The following is a 17,392-nucleotide window of genomic DNA, read 5'->3' on the forward strand; positions in this document are numbered from 1 at the left end:
ATACTAATAACCAAAATAGCTAATTTATCTATTTTTAACAATTTTTTTTATAAAATCACATTTGCAAAGTGATAAGTAGGGATACGCAAGCCGAACGGACTTTGCATTAGGGATTTTCCCAAAATTTTTAGGAGGTTTTTATGAAAAAGCTTTTTTTACTTATGATTGCATTTGTTGGTTTTGCTTTTGCTGGCGAAGGTGAAAGCATGATTCAAGCATACAGTGTTATAGCTGCTGGTGTTGGTCTTGGTATTGCTGCTGCTGGTGGTGGTCTTGGTATGGGACATACTGCAGCTGCAACTATTGCAGGAACTGCAAGAAACCCGGGTCTTGGTGGTAAACTAATGACTACAATGTTCATTGCTCTTGCAATGATCGAAGCACAAGTTATCTATACACTTGTTATTGCTCTAATAGCTCTTTATGCTAACCCATTCTTAGGATAATTTGTCAAAGGCTTTAAGCCTTTGACAAACTTCTTCTCTTTTGATAAAATTCCTTAAATATTTCTTAAGCGGCAGTGGCGGAACTGGTAGACGCGCAAGGTTGAGGGCCTTGTGGGAGTTATCCCGTGGAGGTTCAAGTCCTCTCTGCCGCACCACTATTTTAGATTTTGAATTGTTTTAAAGCTTTTTTTGGGATTTCCATACTTATCAATAACTCCAAAGAATTTTTCAGCTTTTTTAAAGTATCCTTTTTGTGATGGTTGATCTATCAAATGAAAATAGTTTATTCCTATTAAGTTTGCCTCTTTTTTTATACATGGAAGAAGTTCGTTGAAAGTTTCTAATACTTTGTTTTGTAAATTATTATCTTTATATGAAGATATTGCTAAATATGCTAAAAAAGTTGGCTTTTTATATCTTTTATAAAGAAATTTAGCAAATGCGAAAGCTCGATATGGAGTATTTAAAATTTGATATTTTTTATTTCTTGTTAATGCTCTCATTTCTTGAAAAGCGATAAAATCAATATATTTTATAGCTTTTATATATGATTTTTCATACATTTTCCAATTTAGTTCATCTTCTATTAAATCATAATCTCCAAAATCTCCCAAGCAAAATCCAATAAGAGTATTTTTATTATCTTCTTTTAAAATTTTTATACTTTTTATTAAAATAGTATTAAATTTTTTACTTTTATAGATATCATTTTGATTAAATTCTGGGTTTAATATAACAATTTTTTTCCCTTTTATTTTTTTTAAAAAATTTGAAAATTTTTTAAGATGTAAAAAATATTTTTTTCTATTTTTTTTAACAAAATCATTACATATTTCATCTTCAAACCAATAAAATATAAAGATCGGTGTTAATCCTTGTTTTATTGAACTATTAATTTTTTCAATCGAATACCAATTTTCATTCCAATCTTTTGTAATCCATAAAGAATATGAATTAAAATTTGATAGATTTTTATTTAAAAAATTAGATATTAAAAATTTTTTGTTTTTAAATATGATATTTTCATATCCTCCAATACTAAGATAAAAATCTTGGGCAAAAATAGATGATATAAAAAAGAGAATCAATACTATTTTTTTCATGATTCAAAAGGTATAGTTATATTTATAGTCGTTTTTGGAGGTAGTTTTTTAATTGTAATATCACTATATCTTTCTTTATTAAAGTTTTTTATGTAAATTTTAATACCTGAAAATTGAGAGTATGGTTTTTTAATTTTTGAAAATTTATTCCAATAGAGTCTGAATTTGAAATTTTCAACATCTTTCGTATTTAAATTTGACACAGTTACAATAAAATTTTTTTCTGCCTTTTTAATATCTAAATTTATATTATAAAACTGTTTTATAATATTATAAATCTGTTCTCCATTTGCTACATTTTTTTTATTTATTTTAAGATAATTAAAAAATTTAGCCAAAGTAATAATATTATCTTTATATGTAAAAAGATGTGTATGGACACTTAAAGTATATATTCCATTTAATGATGTTATGAATTTCATCTCTTCAATAATATTTTCAAAAATCTCTTTTTTTGTCATATCTGTTTCAGCCATATATGCATAATCATCTGTGCCGACACGAGGTATAGTCAGTAGTGTATCATTGTAAAAAAATGGAAATAGTTGGTCTTTGTTTTTTTCCAATACATATCTATATCCACTATTTGTTAACCATTTTATAACATTTTTATCTACCTCTTCTCTTGGTGGTCTAAAACCTATTACTTTTCTTTTTGATAATTTTTCCAATATTTCTTTTGAATATTTTATCTCTTTTTCTAATTTTTTTTCACTTTCATTTAATAAATTTGTATGTGAATAGCTATGTGATGCAATCTCTAAATATATATTTTTACTTGATTGAATAAAAATATCCCTATTCTTTTCTGCTAAATTTGCTACACAAAAAGCTGTAGTATAAAGTTTATATTTTTTTGATAAATTGGAAAAATTTTTCAAATTTTCAAATTTATATTCTGTATCTTCAGAAATAAATACTAAATCTTTTTTATCAATGTAAGGGAATTTTGCAATGCTATATCCATTATAAGCAAAGTTTATAATATCTAATAATAAATTATCATAATAGTTGCTATTTTCTTTTGAAGAGAAAAATGAATAAAATGGAAAAGAGAAATATATCCACATACCTTTTTTATAATTTCCATGCCATAATACACCAGATTCATTTATAGAAAGTCTTTTATTAAATTGATCAAGTGGTGGAGAAGTTAAAGACCAGTTGGTTAGTGTAATATCTGGAATAGAAGAAGATTTAAAATAGGGAATATTATCATAAAGTACTAAATCAGCTCTTTTACCATTTTTTGAACTATTGTGAAAAGGGGATAATATTTTTGGTACTATAAATATATCACTGTTTTTTGTATTTAAATGAGAATATTTTTTGTTATTTTTAAAATTAGTTATTTTCTTTACAAAATTATCTCCTAAAAAATTGCCTTTTTCATCACTATAAGCACAATTAAAATTAAAAATTAAACTTCCTCCATTTTCTAAAAATTTCAATATATTTTTTTGTATTTTTTTAGGTAAGGATATTGCATCAATTAAAAGTAAGGTAGATTTTTCTGGCATTTTTTTTATCTCATTTTCTTTAATAACAACCGGTTTATATCCATTTTTATTAAGAACATTTTTTATTGTCTCAATATTCCATAAATAATTTTTTTCTCCAACTCCTATATCATTAAATCTTTTAATGGTTGAATTTGATTTTAAAATATAAATCTTTTTCTCTTTTTTTGAAATAGGAGCAAATACATTTATATCAGTAAAATTTTGAAAAATTTTTATAGTTAAATATGAAGATAAAAAGAGTAAAAAAATAGCAATTAAAAATATTTTCAATATATAAGGAAATAAAAAAATATTTTTTTGAGGCACATTATTTTTCAAAATCATTTTTTTCCTCAAATTCTATTTTCTTAAAGAAAAGATAATTGCTATTTTCTATTTTTAAAGCTTCTTCATAAGGAATGATTCTATTTTTTAATTTTGATTTTTTTTCTCTAGCTTTATAAAGGAAATAGGCAATAATTCCAAAAATTAGAGTCAAAATAGTAATAATTAAAATTACAAAAGATAATAAAGCTATAAAATTCATTACAATTTTCCTTTTCTTTCAAGTTTTCCCCAATTCATTTCTATATTGAACCACTCTTCAAGAGTTGCAAAAACTTTTGAAATATTTATAATTGATATAAAATATAGTCTGTAAAATATAGCATAAAGAGCTAATTTTAGATTGTCTTTTGTGACCATTATACAGTAAAAAGCACCTGCTACATCCAATATTGTAAAAAAAAGCCACCAATAAATCAATAAAATATCTGCTCCATACTTTAATGAAATAAATATTAAAAACATATTTGCCCAGGTATCCATAAATGGCCAAAGTACAGCTTCAAATAGCATATACCACAAAACAAAAAACATTGAAGGCTTTTTAAAGGAGAAAAGGCGTTTTTTATGTTTTTTGATAGATTGTAAAATACCTCTTGTCCATCTATATCTCTGTTTTAAAAGATCTAAAAGATGTTCAGGGGCTTCTGTGTATGCAACAGCATCCGATTCAAACTCTATTTTATATCCATTATCTAAAAGTTTTAGAGTTAAATCACAATCTTCTGCAAATGTATCGCTATCATATCCTCCAACTTCTTTAACACTTTTTTTTCTAAACATTCCTATTGGGCCAGGTATGATATTTACCAACTTTAAAAAAGCTTGGCCATTTCTAGCCATATTTAAGCCTTCTACATATTCTAATGCTTGGAGTTTTGTTAATATATTATTTTGATTTGCAACAAAAACAGAACCGGCAACTGCAGATATTTCCTCATCATTAAAATATTCAACCATTTTTTCTACCGCATATTTATCAAGTCTGGAATCAGCATCTATACATAAAATTAACTCACCTGTTGATCTTTCAATACCAAAATTTAATGCTTTTGCTTTACCTTCGTTTCTTTTTTTATAAACTTTTACATTATTAGATAAATTTTCAAAAAATTTTGCCTGTTTATATGTGTCATCAGTTGAACCATCATCGACAACAATGATTTCTAAATTTTTATATGTTTGTTGTAATAAAGAGCGGATTGGTGCTTTTATAATAACTCCTTCATTGTATGCAGGAATAATTGCAGATACTTTAAAATTTTTATAACTGATTGGTTTTTCTTCTGCACTTTTAAAAACAGTTTTAAGAATAGAAAAAATTATCAAAGATAGATATCTAAGAATAATAATGAAAGTAAAAGCAATGATTAAAATTACACCAAATCTAATAAAAGTTGATTCAAAATTAATATAGTAATCAATAAGATTTGCCGAATGATATAAACTAAAAGTTATTAAAAATATTATAAAAAAAATAAATAAAATCTCTTTCATTTTACCATCTATATAATAGCTTGAAGTTTACTTCTCTATACCAGTAATTTTGATTATTAGAGCTTTTTGATAAAGAATTTCCTTGTATAAAAGATAATTTTATACTTGAATGTTGATCAAATCGATACTCTAACCAAGATGAAATTTGATATAAAAAGCTACTTTCTTTAAAACTATATCCAATTTCAGGCTTAAATAAGAAAGAATAGTTGTTTTTTATTTTTTTTGTCTCTATACCTAAAAATGTACTATCATAAAATTTAGGAGAATAGTAATAATCACTTGTTTTTGAATTAAGATGATACCAGCCAGAAACAATAAAACCATTTTCAAAAGAGTAATATTTTTTAAATAGATATTGATAAACAAATTGAGCAGTCAAAGCTTTATTCCCATCATCAACTTTATCAAATTCAATAGATGCCCATATATATTTTTTCTTTTTTAGATCTATATCTTTATAAAAATCAAAATCTAAAGAGATTGCATCAATTCTTTCATCAAAAAGATATTTTCTATATTTTAAAAATCCATAATTTCTTTTTTTGATAGTAGTTCTTATTGAGACTTTTTTATATGTAGTTTCATATTGAAAATATGGGCTAAAATCAGTTTTTGAATTAAATTTGTCAAAATTAATTCCAAAATTATAGTTTGAATATTTTAAAGATGTCTGTAAAGTTTTTCCCTTTAGACTTTCATCATCAATAAGTTTCCAAATTTGTGGTGATATATGTAGATTAACTTTGTCGTTAAATATCTTAGAAAAAACTATTTTTTTATTATAAAAGTTAATATGATCTTTATCACTATAATGATAAAAATCAAACTCTAAAGTTTTATCGTTTTTTAGTATATTTTCTTCTATATCAATTTTATCTTCTATATTATCTTTTGAAAGCAATTGAGATGTATTTTTTATTTTAATTTTTTTTAATTTATAAAGATCCAATACACTATATTTTGGTTTGATATCTTTTTTGATTCCTTCAGCTACTTTTACTTTTGTTAGATTCTCTTCTAAAGATTTTATCTTTTGTATTAATTTTTTTTCATTTTTACATTGGATTTTAAACTCTTTAATATTTTTTTCAAGTGATTCGTATATATTTAATATTTGAAGTAAATTAATATATTCATAAAAATATTGGCAATTAACAAATTTTATTTTTTCTAAATATTTAATAGCTTTTTTATACTCTTTTCTTTCATTAAAAATTTTGTACATTTTATAATAATGTTTTTCTCTAAAAATAATAAATTCTTTATTATTTTTAAATTTTTGTGACATATATAAAAAAAGATTTTGAGCTTCATGAATTTTATTAAACCATATATAATGATTATATAGCTCCTTATATGCCAAAAAAGTTTGTGTTATTTGTGCATATTTTTTTAAATAATTAAATCCAACATCTTCATTTTTCAATCTTAAATATAAAATTCCTAACTCTCTTAAAACAGATATATCTAAAGGATTTTTCCCATAATAAACTTCATAAAATTTAATTGCTTTTTTTATATTTCCTGCTTTTTGATTATAAAGTGCGAGTTTATAAATGTATTGAATATTATCTGGATTTGATTTATATAATTTTTCATATTTTTTAATTAAATATTGATATTTTTTTTCGATTACCATTAAAGCTTCATTTACTTCATCACTTTTGTAAAATTTCAGATATTCATTGAAATATTTTTTTGCTTTTTTATAATCTCCATTCCAATAATATATAAATCCCATATATTTAAAAGATTTTATTTTAAGTTTTTTATTTTTACTATTTTTGATTATTTTTAAAAATATTTTTTTGCTTAATTCAAAGTCACCATTCCATGCAAGATATTTAGCAATTTCAAAATCTATCTCTTCATCTTTTAAACCAATTTTTTTTAAAGATTTTCTAGCATCTTTTATATTATGAATGTAGACTTGATACATTGCAAGTACTTTATATGCATATTTATAGAAAGGATATTTTGAAATAAATTTTTTTAAAAAATTAATTGTTTTCTTTTTTGATTTAAATATATATAGGTATTGTGCATATTTTTCTATAGGAGAGAAATCATAATCTTTCTTAAAATTTATAATAATCTCTTTCTCAGATTTATTAAATAGATTTTGTTTTAAATTTTCATTTGCAAAGAGAGATAAAAGAAGCAAAATTAAAATGAAAATCATTTTCATGAGAAGATATATGCCTTTTGATAAAAGATATCAAGAGAATCAAAAGATTTTCCCAATAAAAGATAATCTTTAAAATCGCTAAATTTATTTTCTAAAATTTCATAATTATTTTTTTGAAAATTTAACATTAAAAGATACAATTTTTTCTCTTTTTTATCAAAAAAGACTCTATCATACTTTCTTAGTCTATTTATTAAATCATCTATATGAAGATTTTGATTGTATTTAAATTGAAATATAGTAAAAAATAGCCTTTTTTTTATTAATAGGTTAATAACCTCTAAAAAATCCTTTTTTTCTTTAAAATAGTTCACATTTATTTCTATCTTTTTATTACTGTAAAAACTATTTTCAAGACTTTTTTCTAATAAAAAGATATAATCACTTAGATTATAATAGGTTGTAATATCACTACATCCATTATTTATAGCATTTATTTTATCTTCTGTTCTTATAAACTTTTTCTCTAAAAGTAATAAAATTTGAGTATTAAGAGGACTTTCCTTTAAAAATTTACATGATTGAACATCTATATCTTCACTATGATAAATTGTAATATCTGGATTTTTTAAAAATTCTTCTAAAATTTTTAAAGGATCATTTTCTATAGTAAGATTTATAAAATTATTATTATCAAATATGTAACTATGAAGCTTTGAAAGATACTCATCTTTTGTAAAAACTAGTATATTTTTTTTGGTAACTATTTTTTCATTCTTTTTTGTAATTAACTTAAATCTATTTTTATCTATTTTAAAATAAAACTCATTTTCTTTCAATGGAAATAGAGAGTATTTAATAGAAATATTTTTTGAAAAATTATCAAAATTTTTAACATCAAAATTTATATCAATGAATTGGTATAAGTTTTCCTCAATCATTTCATATAGTGGATTTTCTTTATTTAATAAAACAAATACTCTTTTTTGATATTTTTGAATTATATCTGTTAGATTTTTTATAAAAAATTCAATATCATTAAGATCCATATTCTCAAAAAATTGTGAAAATCTATGAAAAATAATATTTTTTGCACTACTTTCTTTTATTATTTTTTCAATCTCTTCTATAAATAGCAAAAAAGAGTATTTTTCTTTTATATCTTTCCAATCTGGCTTAATTGTGAAAATATCAAGATGATTATATAAATCTTTAAAATTATCAAAATTTTTATGTAAAATATTTATCTTCTTTATTAAAATATTTTCATATTGAGATGAAAAAATAATAGCTTTTTCATCAAAAGCATTTTTAATTAACCAGGAAGCAAAAGTGAGTTTGCCTGTACCAGAATTTCCAGATATAGCTATATATGAAGAATCATTCAATATTTTATAAAGTTCCATAAATTGTCCTGGTTTGCATATAAATTAAATTTATATTAAATAGATAAAATATTATATAAAAAAAGCTTAAATAAGAATGATAATTTATTGTTTTATTGAAATAAATTTTATAGCTTCACTACATAACACAAGTCCAAAAGAACCAGTGACTCCAACAAAGCTTCCTAAATCTTTACATTTGGCCTCTTCAGGCGAAAACACAGCTAAAAAATCTCCTTTAAATCCAGCTTTTTTAAGCTCATATCTAAACTTTTTTGCAAAAGCATCTCCATATGTTTTCCAAATAGATGCACTTTTTATAAGAGTTGGATCACACTTTTTTGCACTTCCCATAGATGAGATTAGTTTATTTGAACACTTTTTTGCAATAGCAACTTTTGCATTGATATCATCAATAGCATCTATAACAATATCAAAAGGCTCAAAATCAAAATTTTCTACCCAATTTTGATCGATTTTTACCTCTATTGCTTTTATATTTGGATAAAGCTTTTTTAAAACTTCAACCTTTTTTTCTCCTATATGCTCACTTCCTATCTGCCTATTTTGATTTGTAATTTCATATACATCATAATCCACAATAGTAATATTTAAAACACCGCTTCTATATAAACAATCTAAACAAAAACTTCCAACTCCACCAACTCCAAGAATTAAAATTTTTGCATTTTGCAATCTTTCAAAATCTTTGCCAAACAGAGTTCTACATCTTTCAAATCTCAAATCCACTTCCTTAACTTTTCTATCTCTTCATAAGCTGTTAAATCAGCTTTAATAGGCGTAATAGAGACATATCCATCTTTTATTGCTTCAAAATCACAAGATCTATCTTCACTTCTTTTCCACTCTAATGGATGAAGTCCAAGCCACCAATACTCTATCCCTCTTGGATTTCTATGAAGATGGGCATCATTTGCATAAAGTCTATATCCAGCTTTTGTAATTCTGTATCCTTTTAAATCTTTTGGTTTTAATGGGGGTACATTAATGTTTAAAAGTCTTCTATCACTTAATGGATTTTTTTCATTTAAAAATTTTATTGCTATCTTTCTAGCAACCTCTTTAGCAAGATCATATCCTATCTCAATTTCAGTCTCTTCGCAGTTATTATTACATACCTGACTTATTGCAAAAGAAGGAATTCCATAAATCGCACCTTCCATTGCTCCTGCTACAGTTCCAGAATATGTAATATCTTCTCCCATATTTGCGCCTCTGTTTATACCGCTGATAATCAAATCTGGTTTACTGTTTTCACTGTATAATGCATTTAAAGCAAGATACACACAATCAGTTGGCGTTCCATCTTCAAGTTTATAAAAATTATCGTCAATTTCTACAAATCTTAAAGGCCTTGTTAATGTTAAACTATGTCCGCATGCACTCTTTTCATTTACTGGAACAACTACTGTTACTTCAGCTAAATCTTTAACAGCATCAATCAAAGCCTTTAATCCTAAAGATTCAAATCCATCATCATTTGTTATTAAAATTCTTTTTTTCAATCTCAATCCTTAAATTTTTTTGAAATTATAACCAATTTCAGTTTTGCATAAGTTTTTGAATAAATGGAAGATATAAAAAAATTAGTATTAAAAATAGAATTGATGTACTAAAAACAGCAGCTGTAACATCTTTTGGTCTACAGTTATACAAAGCAGAAAGATTTACATTAGTTACAGCAAGAGGCATTATTGTTTCCATAAAAAGAACAGCTTTTGAAAAATTCTCAATTGGAAGAAATTTTATTATTAAAAATGAAATTATAGGAACTGTTATAAATTTTGTTATATTTATAAAACTTAAAAGTTTTAAATCAAGCTCTTTTATTTTTACAGAATTCAGATATATTCCAAATATCATTAGCTGAATCACAATACTTGCATAGGCTCCCATCTCAAGAGATTTTTCCAAAGAGCTATTTATTGGAATATGATAAATATTAAAAATTATTGCAAGAATTGCAAACCATAATATTGGAAGTTTTATTATATTTAAAAGAGAGCTTTTTATATCAAACTCTCCTCTTGAATAAAAATATACTCCAAATGTATACACAATAAAAACATTAGCAAGATTTATCATAGTTGTATAAGCAATTGAGTTTTCTCCAAAAATAGCAATACCAAGAGGAATACCAAGATTTCCAGTATTTCCTATGATTCCTGCAATAGTTGAAATTGATTTTTTCTTTTTATCTTCAAATAAAAAAGATGATAAAAAAATATTTAAAAAGATCAATGAAATTGAAATAAATATAAAGAAAATTGGAGTAAAAATCAGATCAAAATCTATATCTTTTTTTAAAAGTCCCCAAAATGTCAAAAAAGGCTGAAGAATATAGACTGATAAAATTACAAGAGTTTTTTCATTGAGTTTTTCTTTAAAAAATAGTTTTGAAAAAAAACCAATGACAATAAAAATATATACTGATATCAAAGATAAGGCAGTTTGCATCATTTAGGCAGTGCAACCTTTAATGTTTCAATACTATCTTCAATAGATGCTAAGTTTCCTCTATCTCCACTTTTTAAATACTTTATGAATGCTTCTAACTCTTTTAACAAAGGCTCATCTTTTTTTATATGAAAATCTCTAACTCTATAAGAGTTGTCTGTTTGATAATCATAAAATCCCTGCAATGTTTGTGCAATTAGGTCAGCTTCATAATAGATTTTTTCACAAGCCACTTCTACTTTTCTTCTTTTAAAAGGAGTTAGCCAGTTAGTAGTTATGCTTGCAATTATTTCATCTTCAAGCAAAAAACTTAAAACTGCATTATCTTCATAATGGTTATGGATTTTTTGAGATTTAAATATCGATTTTTCTAAAATATTTTTTCCTGTTATATATCTAATAAGATCAATATCATGAACAGCCAAATCAGTTAGAACACCAACATCACTTATTCTTGGTGGGAATGGTCCAACTCTTGTTATTTCTATAGTATAGATTGTTCTTTTTTTTAACTCATTTTTAATATTTAATATTGCAGGATTAAATCTTTCAACATGACCTATACAGCTTTTAAGATTTTTTTTCTCTACAATTTCAAGTATCTCTTTAGCATCTTCAATTGTTGAAGCTGCAGGCTTTTCAATAAACATATCTTTATTATATTGTGCAACTTTTAAAGCGATATTTTTGTGTAAAAAAGTAGGTACTGCGATAATAACTGCATCTATATTTTCATTTTTAAGCATTTCATCAATATCAATATAAAAAGGCTCATTATAACAGCTATTTTTTTCTATATCACATAAAGCAGTTATATTTACATTTGACATATTTTTTAATATTCTATAATGGTTTTTCCCCATTGAGCCTAAGCCAATTATTGCAATATTTACCATATCAATTCCTACAATGCTTTAATTAGAGTATTTATAACATAGTCTTGGTCATCTATTTTTAAAAAAGGACTCATAGGTAAAGATAAAATCTCTTGAGATATTTTTTCTGAAACTGGAAAATCACCTTTTTTATATCCTAAATATTCAAAAGCTTTTTGTAGATGTAAAGGTTTAGGATAATGAATAGCAGTTGGAATACCAGCGGTATTTAATTTATTGATAATCTCTTTTCTTCTATCTACCCTTATTGAATATTGTGCATAAACTGATGTTCTATCCTCTTTAACATAAGGAGTAGTTACATAATCAGATAAAAATTTTGTATATCTTTGTCCAATTTCTATTCTTTTTTCAATTTCATAAGGAAAATATTTTAATTTCACAAGCAAAATTGCAGCTTGAATTGCATCAAGTCTTGCATTTAAACCTATAATATCATGTTCATATCTCTTTGATTGTCCATGGTTTTTAAGCATTGCTATTTTTTTTGCAATTTTTTCATCATTGGTAAAAACTGCTCCACCATCTCCATAACATCCAAGAGGTTTAGAAGGGAAAAAGCTTGTACATCCAATATGGCTTAAATTACAACTCTTTTTTCCTTTATATTCAGCACCAAAACTTTGTGCTCCATCTTCTATAACTGTTAAATTATATTTTTTTGCTATATTGTTTATCTCATCCATATCTGCAGGCTGACCATATAAGCTAACAGGAATAATTGCTTTTGTTTTATCTGTGATTTTTTCTTCTATTTTAGATGGGTCAATATTATATGTTTTTTCATCTATATCTACAAAAACCGGCTTTGCTTTTAAAAAAGCAATAACTTCTGCAGTTGCAATAAATGTAAAAGGAGTTGTTATAACCTCATCACCCTCTTTTATATCTATAGCCATTAAAGCTAAAAGCAAAGCATCTGTTCCACTGCTACAAGTTAGAGTATATTTTGCCTTTGTAAATTCAGAGAGATTTTTTTCAAGTTCACTTATTTTTGGCCCACCAATAAATGCAGCACTGTTTAAAACTTCACTTATCTCTTTATCTATTTCATTTTTATAATCTTGATATTGTGTTTTTAAATCTATAAAATCCATTTTCATTTTTTACCCTTTGATAATTTGCGCAACTCTTTTTGCGCTTCCATGTTTTAGATATTCTCTTATTTTTAAAGAGTTTTCGAAAAACTCTTCTTTATTAAAGTTTTTATAACACTCAATTAGATTATGTGATGTTACACTATTTTGTATAAATTCTGGATGAATTTTTTCAATGTTTATCTCTTTTGCAAATATGTTTGCAAGGCCAACATATTCAAGATTTACAAGATTTTTTGCTATAAAATAGTCTATCGGTTTTGCAATATAGGTTAAAGCTAAAGGGGTTCCAATAAGGGTACTCTCTAATGTTGCAGTACCACTGCATATAAATGCAAATTCTGCCTCAAACAGAGTTTTATGAGCATTATGTGAAATCTTAAAATCTTTTATATCACCATATATATTTTCAATCTCATCTTTATTAAAATGTTTTGGAATTACAAGGATAGCTTTTTTGTCAATATTTTCTCTTACTCTTTTAAAAATTGGCATTAGTTTTTTTATCTCACTTTTTCTGCTACCTGGTAAAAATGCGATAATATCAGATTTTGTTGGCTTTTCTTTAAAATATTTTATCTCATCTAATAAAGGATGTCCTACATACTCAATTGGAGCATTTTTTGAGTAATAATTTTTCTCAAAAGGCAAAATTGAGCAGAGTTTATCTATATTTTTTTCTAATATTTTTATTCTATTTTTTCTCCAAGCCCATGCTTGAGGGAGAATATAATAGATAATCTCCTTATTTGGGTATCTTTTTTTTATCTTTTTTGCTAACGGAAGATTAAATCCAGATGAATCTATTAGTAAAACTTTATCTGCATATTTTGCTAAAGACAACATCTCATTTTGCAGTTCCAAAAAAAGAGGGATTTTTTTTAGAACATCTAAAAAACCCATAATTGATAAAGATTGAAGATCAATGAGAGGATTTCCTAAAGTTTTATCAAAAATTCCAATAGGCTCAATTTTTATATGTTTTAAAATTTCTGCTAAGTGAATATTCGCAGATCTCTCAAAAGCGCTGATCAAAACTTTCATTACTTCTCCTAAAAGTTGATATAATTATACTAAAAATTGTGAAATAGTTGAGTAAGTTGAGTGAGGTTAGTATGGAAGTGAGGAATTATCTTACTTACCTTACTCTCCATACTAACCTCACTCACCTAAATTAAAAAAGGAGTAGATGTGCAAAAAGAGCCTATGACGGAGTTTGGATATAAAAAATTGCAAGAGGAGCTAGAAACTTTAAAAGAGGAAAGACCAAAAGTTGTTGTTGAGATTGAAAAAGCAAAAGAGCATGGAGATTTAAGAGAAAATGCTGAATATCATGCAGCAAAAGAGAGACTTGCATTTATTGATGCAAGATTGGCTGAACTTAGTGACCTTTTATCAAGAGCCCAAGTAATTGACCCTTCAAAACTCTCTCATGAAAAGGTAAGTTTTGGATCAACTGTTAAACTTCTTGATATAGAAGAGGATGAAGAGATTGAATATACAATTGTTGGAGCAACTGAAAGTAATCCTGAGCATGGATTAATATCATATCATACACCTTTAGCAAGGCAGCTTCTTGGAAAAGAAGAGGGTGATGAGATAACAGTAAAACTTCCTAAAGGTGAAATCGATTTTGAAATTTTAGAGGTCTATTATAAACCAATAAAATTTGGTGAGTAATATACTTACCATACTCAACTTACTCACCTGACTTAACTAAATAAAAAGGATATATTTTGAAAATTAAATGTGGAGTTATAGGGGCAAGTGGATATACGGGACTTGAACTTATAAAGATACTTTTAAATCATCCAAATTTTGAATTATCATATTTAGCAAGTAGTGAAGGTGGAGAAAAGATAGATGAACTTTTTCCATCTTTGAAAAATGTATTGGATATGGAAGTTAAAAAGGCCAATATTAAAGATATAGAAGAGCTTGATTTAGTTTTTTTAGCCCTTCCACACAAAAGTGCAATGGGTTTTGCGAAAGATATTTTAGATTTAGGGATAAAAGTTGTTGATTTATCAGCAGATTATAGATTGGATTTAAAAAATTATGAAAAATATTATTGTGAACATGAGGATAAAGAGCATTTAAAATATGCAGTTTATGGTCTTCCCGAAATCTATAGAAAAGATATAGAAAATTGCTTTCTTGTTGCAAATCCAGGATGCTATCCAACAGCCACGCTTTTATCAATAATTCCATTTTTACCTTTTATAGATGAAAATTTCCCAATATTTATAGATGCAAAAAGTGGTGTGAGTGGGGCTGGCAAAAAATGTTCAAATAAAACACATTTTGTATCAATTAATGAAAATATACATGCATACAATCCAATAAAGCATAGACACTCAATTGAGATAAAAGAGAAATTATCAAAATTATCAAATAAAGAGTTTGATATAAATTTTGTTCCTCATCTTTTGCCTATAACAAGAGGAATGCTTGTTAGCTCTTTTTTAAGATTAAAAGATGATATAGATCCATATGAGGTATTAAATGATTTTTATGCAGATGAGCAATTTGTGCGTATAAAAAAAGAGCCAGTTGATATTAAAAATGTTAGCGGAACAAATTTTTGTGATATATTTGTATATAAAAATCAAAAAAATCTTTTTATATCAAGTGCAATTGACAATCTTTTAAGAGGAGCAAGCTCCCAAGCTGTTGTCAATGCAAATATAATGTTTGGATTAGAAGAAAATATAGCAATACCAAGGATAGCATATGTACCGTAAAATAAGAGAAGAAGCAATTTTTGTAAGTGATGTTCATTATCAAAAAGGATTAAGAGAGAAGTTTTTAGATTTTCTTGAAAAAATAGAGTCTCATGAAATTATACCATCTCAAATATTTTTTATGGGAGATATATTTGATCTTTTAGTTGGAGGAATTAAAGAGAGTATTGTTGAAAATATTGATGTAATAGATAGGTTAGAAAAGATTTCAAAAAAGTATGAATGTTACTATTTTGAAGGAAATCATGATTTTAATTTGAAAGATATTTTTCCTTATATGGAAGTTTTCCCAAGAGAATCTCAACCACAAATTTTTATGGCTAAAGATGAAAAAATTGCTCTTTCACATGGAGATTTATGGCTAAATAATGAATATGAAGTATATATAAAAACTATAAAAGAGGAAAATGTTATTAAGGTTTTGGAATTTTTAAATAAAATTACAAAAAATTATCTTTATAAAAAGATTCAAGAGTATAATGCTTCAAAAAATCTTTGTAAAGAGATAGAAAATTTCTCTCAAACTATAAAAAATAAGATAAAAAAATATAAAGAGTATGATGTAAAAATTGTTCTAGAAGGGCATTTTCATCAAAATGTTATGGAAGTAGTAGATGAGGTTTTATATATAAATCTCCCATCACTTGAATGTAATGGAGAGATTTTTGAATACGCAGAAGAGAGATTTTATTTAAGGAAGATTATCTAAATATTATTTAAAATCTCATCTGCAAGTTCAAATTTGTTTGCAGTCATTATATGTATTTTTGGATGAATTTTTAAAAGCTCTTTAAAAAGATTTTTACTAAATTCTATTCCAACTTTAAACTCTTCTTCTTCTGATATTTTGTTAGCTTTATATAAAATATCAACAAGATTTGATGGTACATTTATGCCTGGCACATGCGAAGCTAAAAATTGTGCAGTTCTTAGTTTAGTAATAGGGAAAAATCCAAAGATTAATTCACTTTTTGCTTTTTCATTTGAAAAGTTTTTTCTAGTTTGTTCAAAAATATTTAAAAGATTTTTTGCATTTTCTACATCGAAAACCGGTTGAGTTATAATGCCTACTGCACCATGTTCAATCTTTTTAGCAAATTTCTTTGCTAAAGTTGTATCTTTTTTAGCATAGGCGTTACTTACAGCAAAAGGATAAATTTTTTTAGGTCTTATTTTAAAAGGTTTTCCTGCATAATCAATTCCGGCGTTGAAACATTTTATGATATCAAGTAAAAGAGTACTGTCTCCTTCAAAAACTCCTTTTGTATTTGGTTGATCACTTATTTTAGCTGGATCACCTGTTAATGCTAAAATTGCTCTAATATCAAAGTCATTAGCTCCAAGAAGATCAGATTGCAGAGCTATTTTATTTCTATCTCTCATGGAAATAGTAGCAATTACAGGTTTTTTAAAACGGTTTTGAAGCTTTATTGAGGCTAAAATAGAGTTATATTTTAGTCTAGCCAATGGGTTGTCCGTTGTAGTAAATCCACATAGTTTTTCAATGTTTTTTAAATTTTCTAACTTTTTTATTATTGGTTCAATTGTAGGCTCATGTCCAGGAGTTGTCTCAAGTGTTATAAATCTATCTTCTCTTAATTTATTGATTAAATTTTCAAACATTTTATCCTCATGTTATCAATTTTGGGGTATTATAGCATATAAAATGTTGAGTTAAGTAAGGTGAATGAGAAAGTTAGAAAGTAGTGAAGTGGAATAGCAGATAAGCTGTGAAGAAGCTAATTCCAAATTCCCAATTCCTAACTAC

Annotated in this window: 17 protein-coding genes and 1 tRNA gene; 5 read left to right on the forward strand and 13 right to left on the reverse strand. The window is 25.5% G+C overall.

Features of this window, described 5'->3' with window-relative positions:
- Positions 1-140: 140 nt before the first annotated feature.
- Positions 141-446 carry a F0F1 ATP synthase subunit C gene (locus QML81_RS05725; RefSeq protein ID WP_281950460.1) on the forward strand — a complete coding sequence of 102 codons (306 nt, stop codon included), beginning with the start codon at positions 141-143 and terminating at the stop codon, positions 444-446.
- A 68-nt stretch (positions 447-514) separates the two neighbouring features.
- Positions 515-601: transfer RNA gene (locus QML81_RS05730), tRNA-Leu, on the forward strand.
- Here QML81_RS05730 and QML81_RS05735 read toward each other — a convergent pair.
- The 12 genes from QML81_RS05735 to lpxB all read right to left on the reverse strand — a co-directional run bounded on the left by QML81_RS05735 (position 602) and on the right by lpxB (position 13,924).
- Positions 602-1,549, reverse strand: a complete 948-nt coding sequence (locus tag QML81_RS05735) for a hypothetical protein (protein ID WP_281950461.1) — start codon at positions 1,547-1,549, stop codon at positions 602-604. It abuts the tRNA gene before it with no gap.
- Positions 1,546-3,396, reverse strand: coding sequence for a polysaccharide deacetylase family protein (locus tag QML81_RS05740; protein ID WP_281950462.1), 1,851 nt, complete (start codon positions 3,394-3,396; stop codon positions 1,546-1,548). Before QML81_RS05740 ends, QML81_RS05735 begins: the two co-directional genes overlap by 4 nt.
- Positions 3,380-3,598 (reverse strand): hypothetical protein, encoded by a 219-nt coding sequence (locus QML81_RS05745; protein WP_281950463.1) that lies wholly within the window; start codon positions 3,596-3,598, stop codon positions 3,380-3,382. Before QML81_RS05745 ends, QML81_RS05740 begins: the two co-directional genes overlap by 17 nt.
- Entirely contained in the window at positions 3,598-4,893 is a 1,296-nt protein-coding gene (locus QML81_RS05750) for a glycosyltransferase family 2 protein (RefSeq protein ID WP_281950464.1), read from the reverse strand. The genes QML81_RS05745 and QML81_RS05750 overlap by 1 nt, the downstream gene beginning before the upstream one ends.
- A gap of 1 nt (position 4,894) precedes the next feature.
- Entirely contained in the window at positions 4,895-7,084 is a 2,190-nt protein-coding gene (locus QML81_RS05755; RefSeq protein ID WP_281950465.1) for a tetratricopeptide repeat protein, read from the reverse strand.
- Positions 7,081-8,430, reverse strand: a complete 1,350-nt coding sequence (locus QML81_RS05760) for a hypothetical protein (protein ID WP_281950466.1) — start codon at positions 8,428-8,430, stop codon at positions 7,081-7,083. The genes QML81_RS05755 and QML81_RS05760 overlap by 4 nt, the downstream gene beginning before the upstream one ends.
- Positions 8,431-8,514: 84 nt before the next feature.
- Positions 8,515-9,153 (reverse strand): ThiF family adenylyltransferase, encoded by a 639-nt coding sequence (locus QML81_RS05765; RefSeq protein ID WP_281950467.1) that lies wholly within the window; start codon positions 9,151-9,153, stop codon positions 8,515-8,517.
- Positions 9,150-9,935 (reverse strand): 5'/3'-nucleotidase SurE, encoded by a 786-nt coding sequence (gene surE, locus QML81_RS05770; protein WP_281950468.1) that lies wholly within the window; start codon positions 9,933-9,935, stop codon positions 9,150-9,152. Before surE ends, QML81_RS05765 begins: the two co-directional genes overlap by 4 nt.
- Positions 9,936-9,972: 37 nt before the next feature.
- The gene (locus QML81_RS05775) at positions 9,973-10,890 is read right to left on the reverse strand and encodes an AEC family transporter (protein ID WP_281950469.1); all 918 of its coding nucleotides are present in this window, start codon (positions 10,888-10,890) and stop codon (positions 9,973-9,975) included.
- Positions 10,887-11,783, reverse strand: coding sequence for a Gfo/Idh/MocA family protein (locus tag QML81_RS05780; RefSeq protein WP_281950470.1), 897 nt, complete (start codon positions 11,781-11,783; stop codon positions 10,887-10,889). Before QML81_RS05780 ends, QML81_RS05775 begins: the two co-directional genes overlap by 4 nt.
- Positions 11,784-11,791: 8 nt before the next feature.
- Positions 11,792-12,886, reverse strand: coding sequence for a DegT/DnrJ/EryC1/StrS family aminotransferase (locus tag QML81_RS05785; protein ID WP_281950471.1), 1,095 nt, complete (start codon positions 12,884-12,886; stop codon positions 11,792-11,794).
- Between the two features lie 3 nt (positions 12,887-12,889).
- Positions 12,890-13,924: a lipid-A-disaccharide synthase gene (lpxB, locus tag QML81_RS05790; RefSeq protein WP_281950472.1), complete on the reverse strand. Its 1,035-nt coding sequence runs from the start codon at positions 13,922-13,924 to the stop codon at positions 12,890-12,892.
- Positions 13,925-14,086: 162 nt separating this feature from the next.
- Between lpxB and greA the strand changes: the two genes are divergently transcribed.
- From greA to QML81_RS05805, 3 genes are read left to right on the forward strand one after another with little or no spacing between them, the layout of a single operon-like run.
- Complete coding sequence (gene greA / locus QML81_RS05795; protein ID WP_345741164.1) at positions 14,087-14,560, forward strand: transcription elongation factor GreA; 474 nt, start codon at positions 14,087-14,089, stop codon at positions 14,558-14,560.
- A gap of 53 nt (positions 14,561-14,613) precedes the next feature.
- Complete coding sequence (gene argC / locus QML81_RS05800) at positions 14,614-15,624, forward strand: N-acetyl-gamma-glutamyl-phosphate reductase (protein WP_425596324.1); 1,011 nt, start codon at positions 14,614-14,616, stop codon at positions 15,622-15,624.
- Positions 15,614-16,333, forward strand: coding sequence for a UDP-2,3-diacylglucosamine diphosphatase (locus tag QML81_RS05805; protein WP_281950475.1), 720 nt, complete (start codon positions 15,614-15,616; stop codon positions 16,331-16,333). The genes argC and QML81_RS05805 overlap by 11 nt, the downstream gene beginning before the upstream one ends.
- On the opposite strand, the gene QML81_RS05810 is transcribed toward QML81_RS05805, so the two are convergent.
- Positions 16,330-17,247: a methylenetetrahydrofolate reductase gene (locus tag QML81_RS05810; RefSeq protein WP_281950476.1), complete on the reverse strand. Its 918-nt coding sequence runs from the start codon at positions 17,245-17,247 to the stop codon at positions 16,330-16,332. The two genes, QML81_RS05805 and QML81_RS05810, sit on opposite strands and share 4 nt — an antisense overlap.
- Positions 17,248-17,392: the final 145 nt, after the last annotated feature.

This window comes from Nitrosophilus kaiyonis (genome assembly GCF_027943725.1).
Classification (GTDB): domain Bacteria; phylum Campylobacterota; class Campylobacteria; order Campylobacterales; family Nitratiruptoraceae; genus Nitrosophilus_A; species Nitrosophilus_A kaiyonis.

Bases quoted from the DNA above. Each gene is read 5' to 3' on its own strand.
- QML81_RS05725 (WP_281950460.1), top strand. From the start codon at position 141: ATGAAAAAGCTTTTTTTACTTATGATTGCATTTGTTGGTTTTGCTTTT.
- QML81_RS05735 (WP_281950461.1), bottom strand. From the start codon at position 1,549: ATGAAAAAAATAGTATTGATTCTCTTTTTTATATCATCTATTTTTGCC.
- QML81_RS05740 (WP_281950462.1), bottom strand. From the start codon at position 3,396: ATGATTTTGAAAAATAATGTGCCTCAAAAAAATATTTTTTTATTTCCT.
- QML81_RS05745 (WP_281950463.1), bottom strand. From the start codon at position 3,598: ATGAATTTTATAGCTTTATTATCTTTTGTAATTTTAATTATTACTATT.
- QML81_RS05750 (WP_281950464.1), bottom strand. From the start codon at position 4,893: ATGAAAGAGATTTTATTTATTTTTTTTATAATATTTTTAATAACTTTT.
- QML81_RS05755 (WP_281950465.1), bottom strand. From the start codon at position 7,084: ATGAAAATGATTTTCATTTTAATTTTGCTTCTTTTATCTCTCTTTGCA.
- QML81_RS05760 (WP_281950466.1), bottom strand. From the start codon at position 8,430: ATGGAACTTTATAAAATATTGAATGATTCTTCATATATAGCTATATCT.
- QML81_RS05775 (WP_281950469.1), bottom strand. From the start codon at position 10,890: ATGATGCAAACTGCCTTATCTTTGATATCAGTATATATTTTTATTGTC.
- QML81_RS05780 (WP_281950470.1), bottom strand. From the start codon at position 11,783: ATGGTAAATATTGCAATAATTGGCTTAGGCTCAATGGGGAAAAACCAT.
- QML81_RS05785 (WP_281950471.1), bottom strand. From the start codon at position 12,886: ATGAAAATGGATTTTATAGATTTAAAAACACAATATCAAGATTATAAA.
- lpxB (WP_281950472.1), bottom strand. From the start codon at position 13,924: ATGAAAGTTTTGATCAGCGCTTTTGAGAGATCTGCGAATATTCACTTA.
- greA (WP_345741164.1), top strand. From the start codon at position 14,087: ATGACGGAGTTTGGATATAAAAAATTGCAAGAGGAGCTAGAAACTTTA.
- QML81_RS05805 (WP_281950475.1), top strand. From the start codon at position 15,614: ATGTACCGTAAAATAAGAGAAGAAGCAATTTTTGTAAGTGATGTTCAT.
- QML81_RS05810 (WP_281950476.1), bottom strand. From the start codon at position 17,247: ATGTTTGAAAATTTAATCAATAAATTAAGAGAAGATAGATTTATAACA.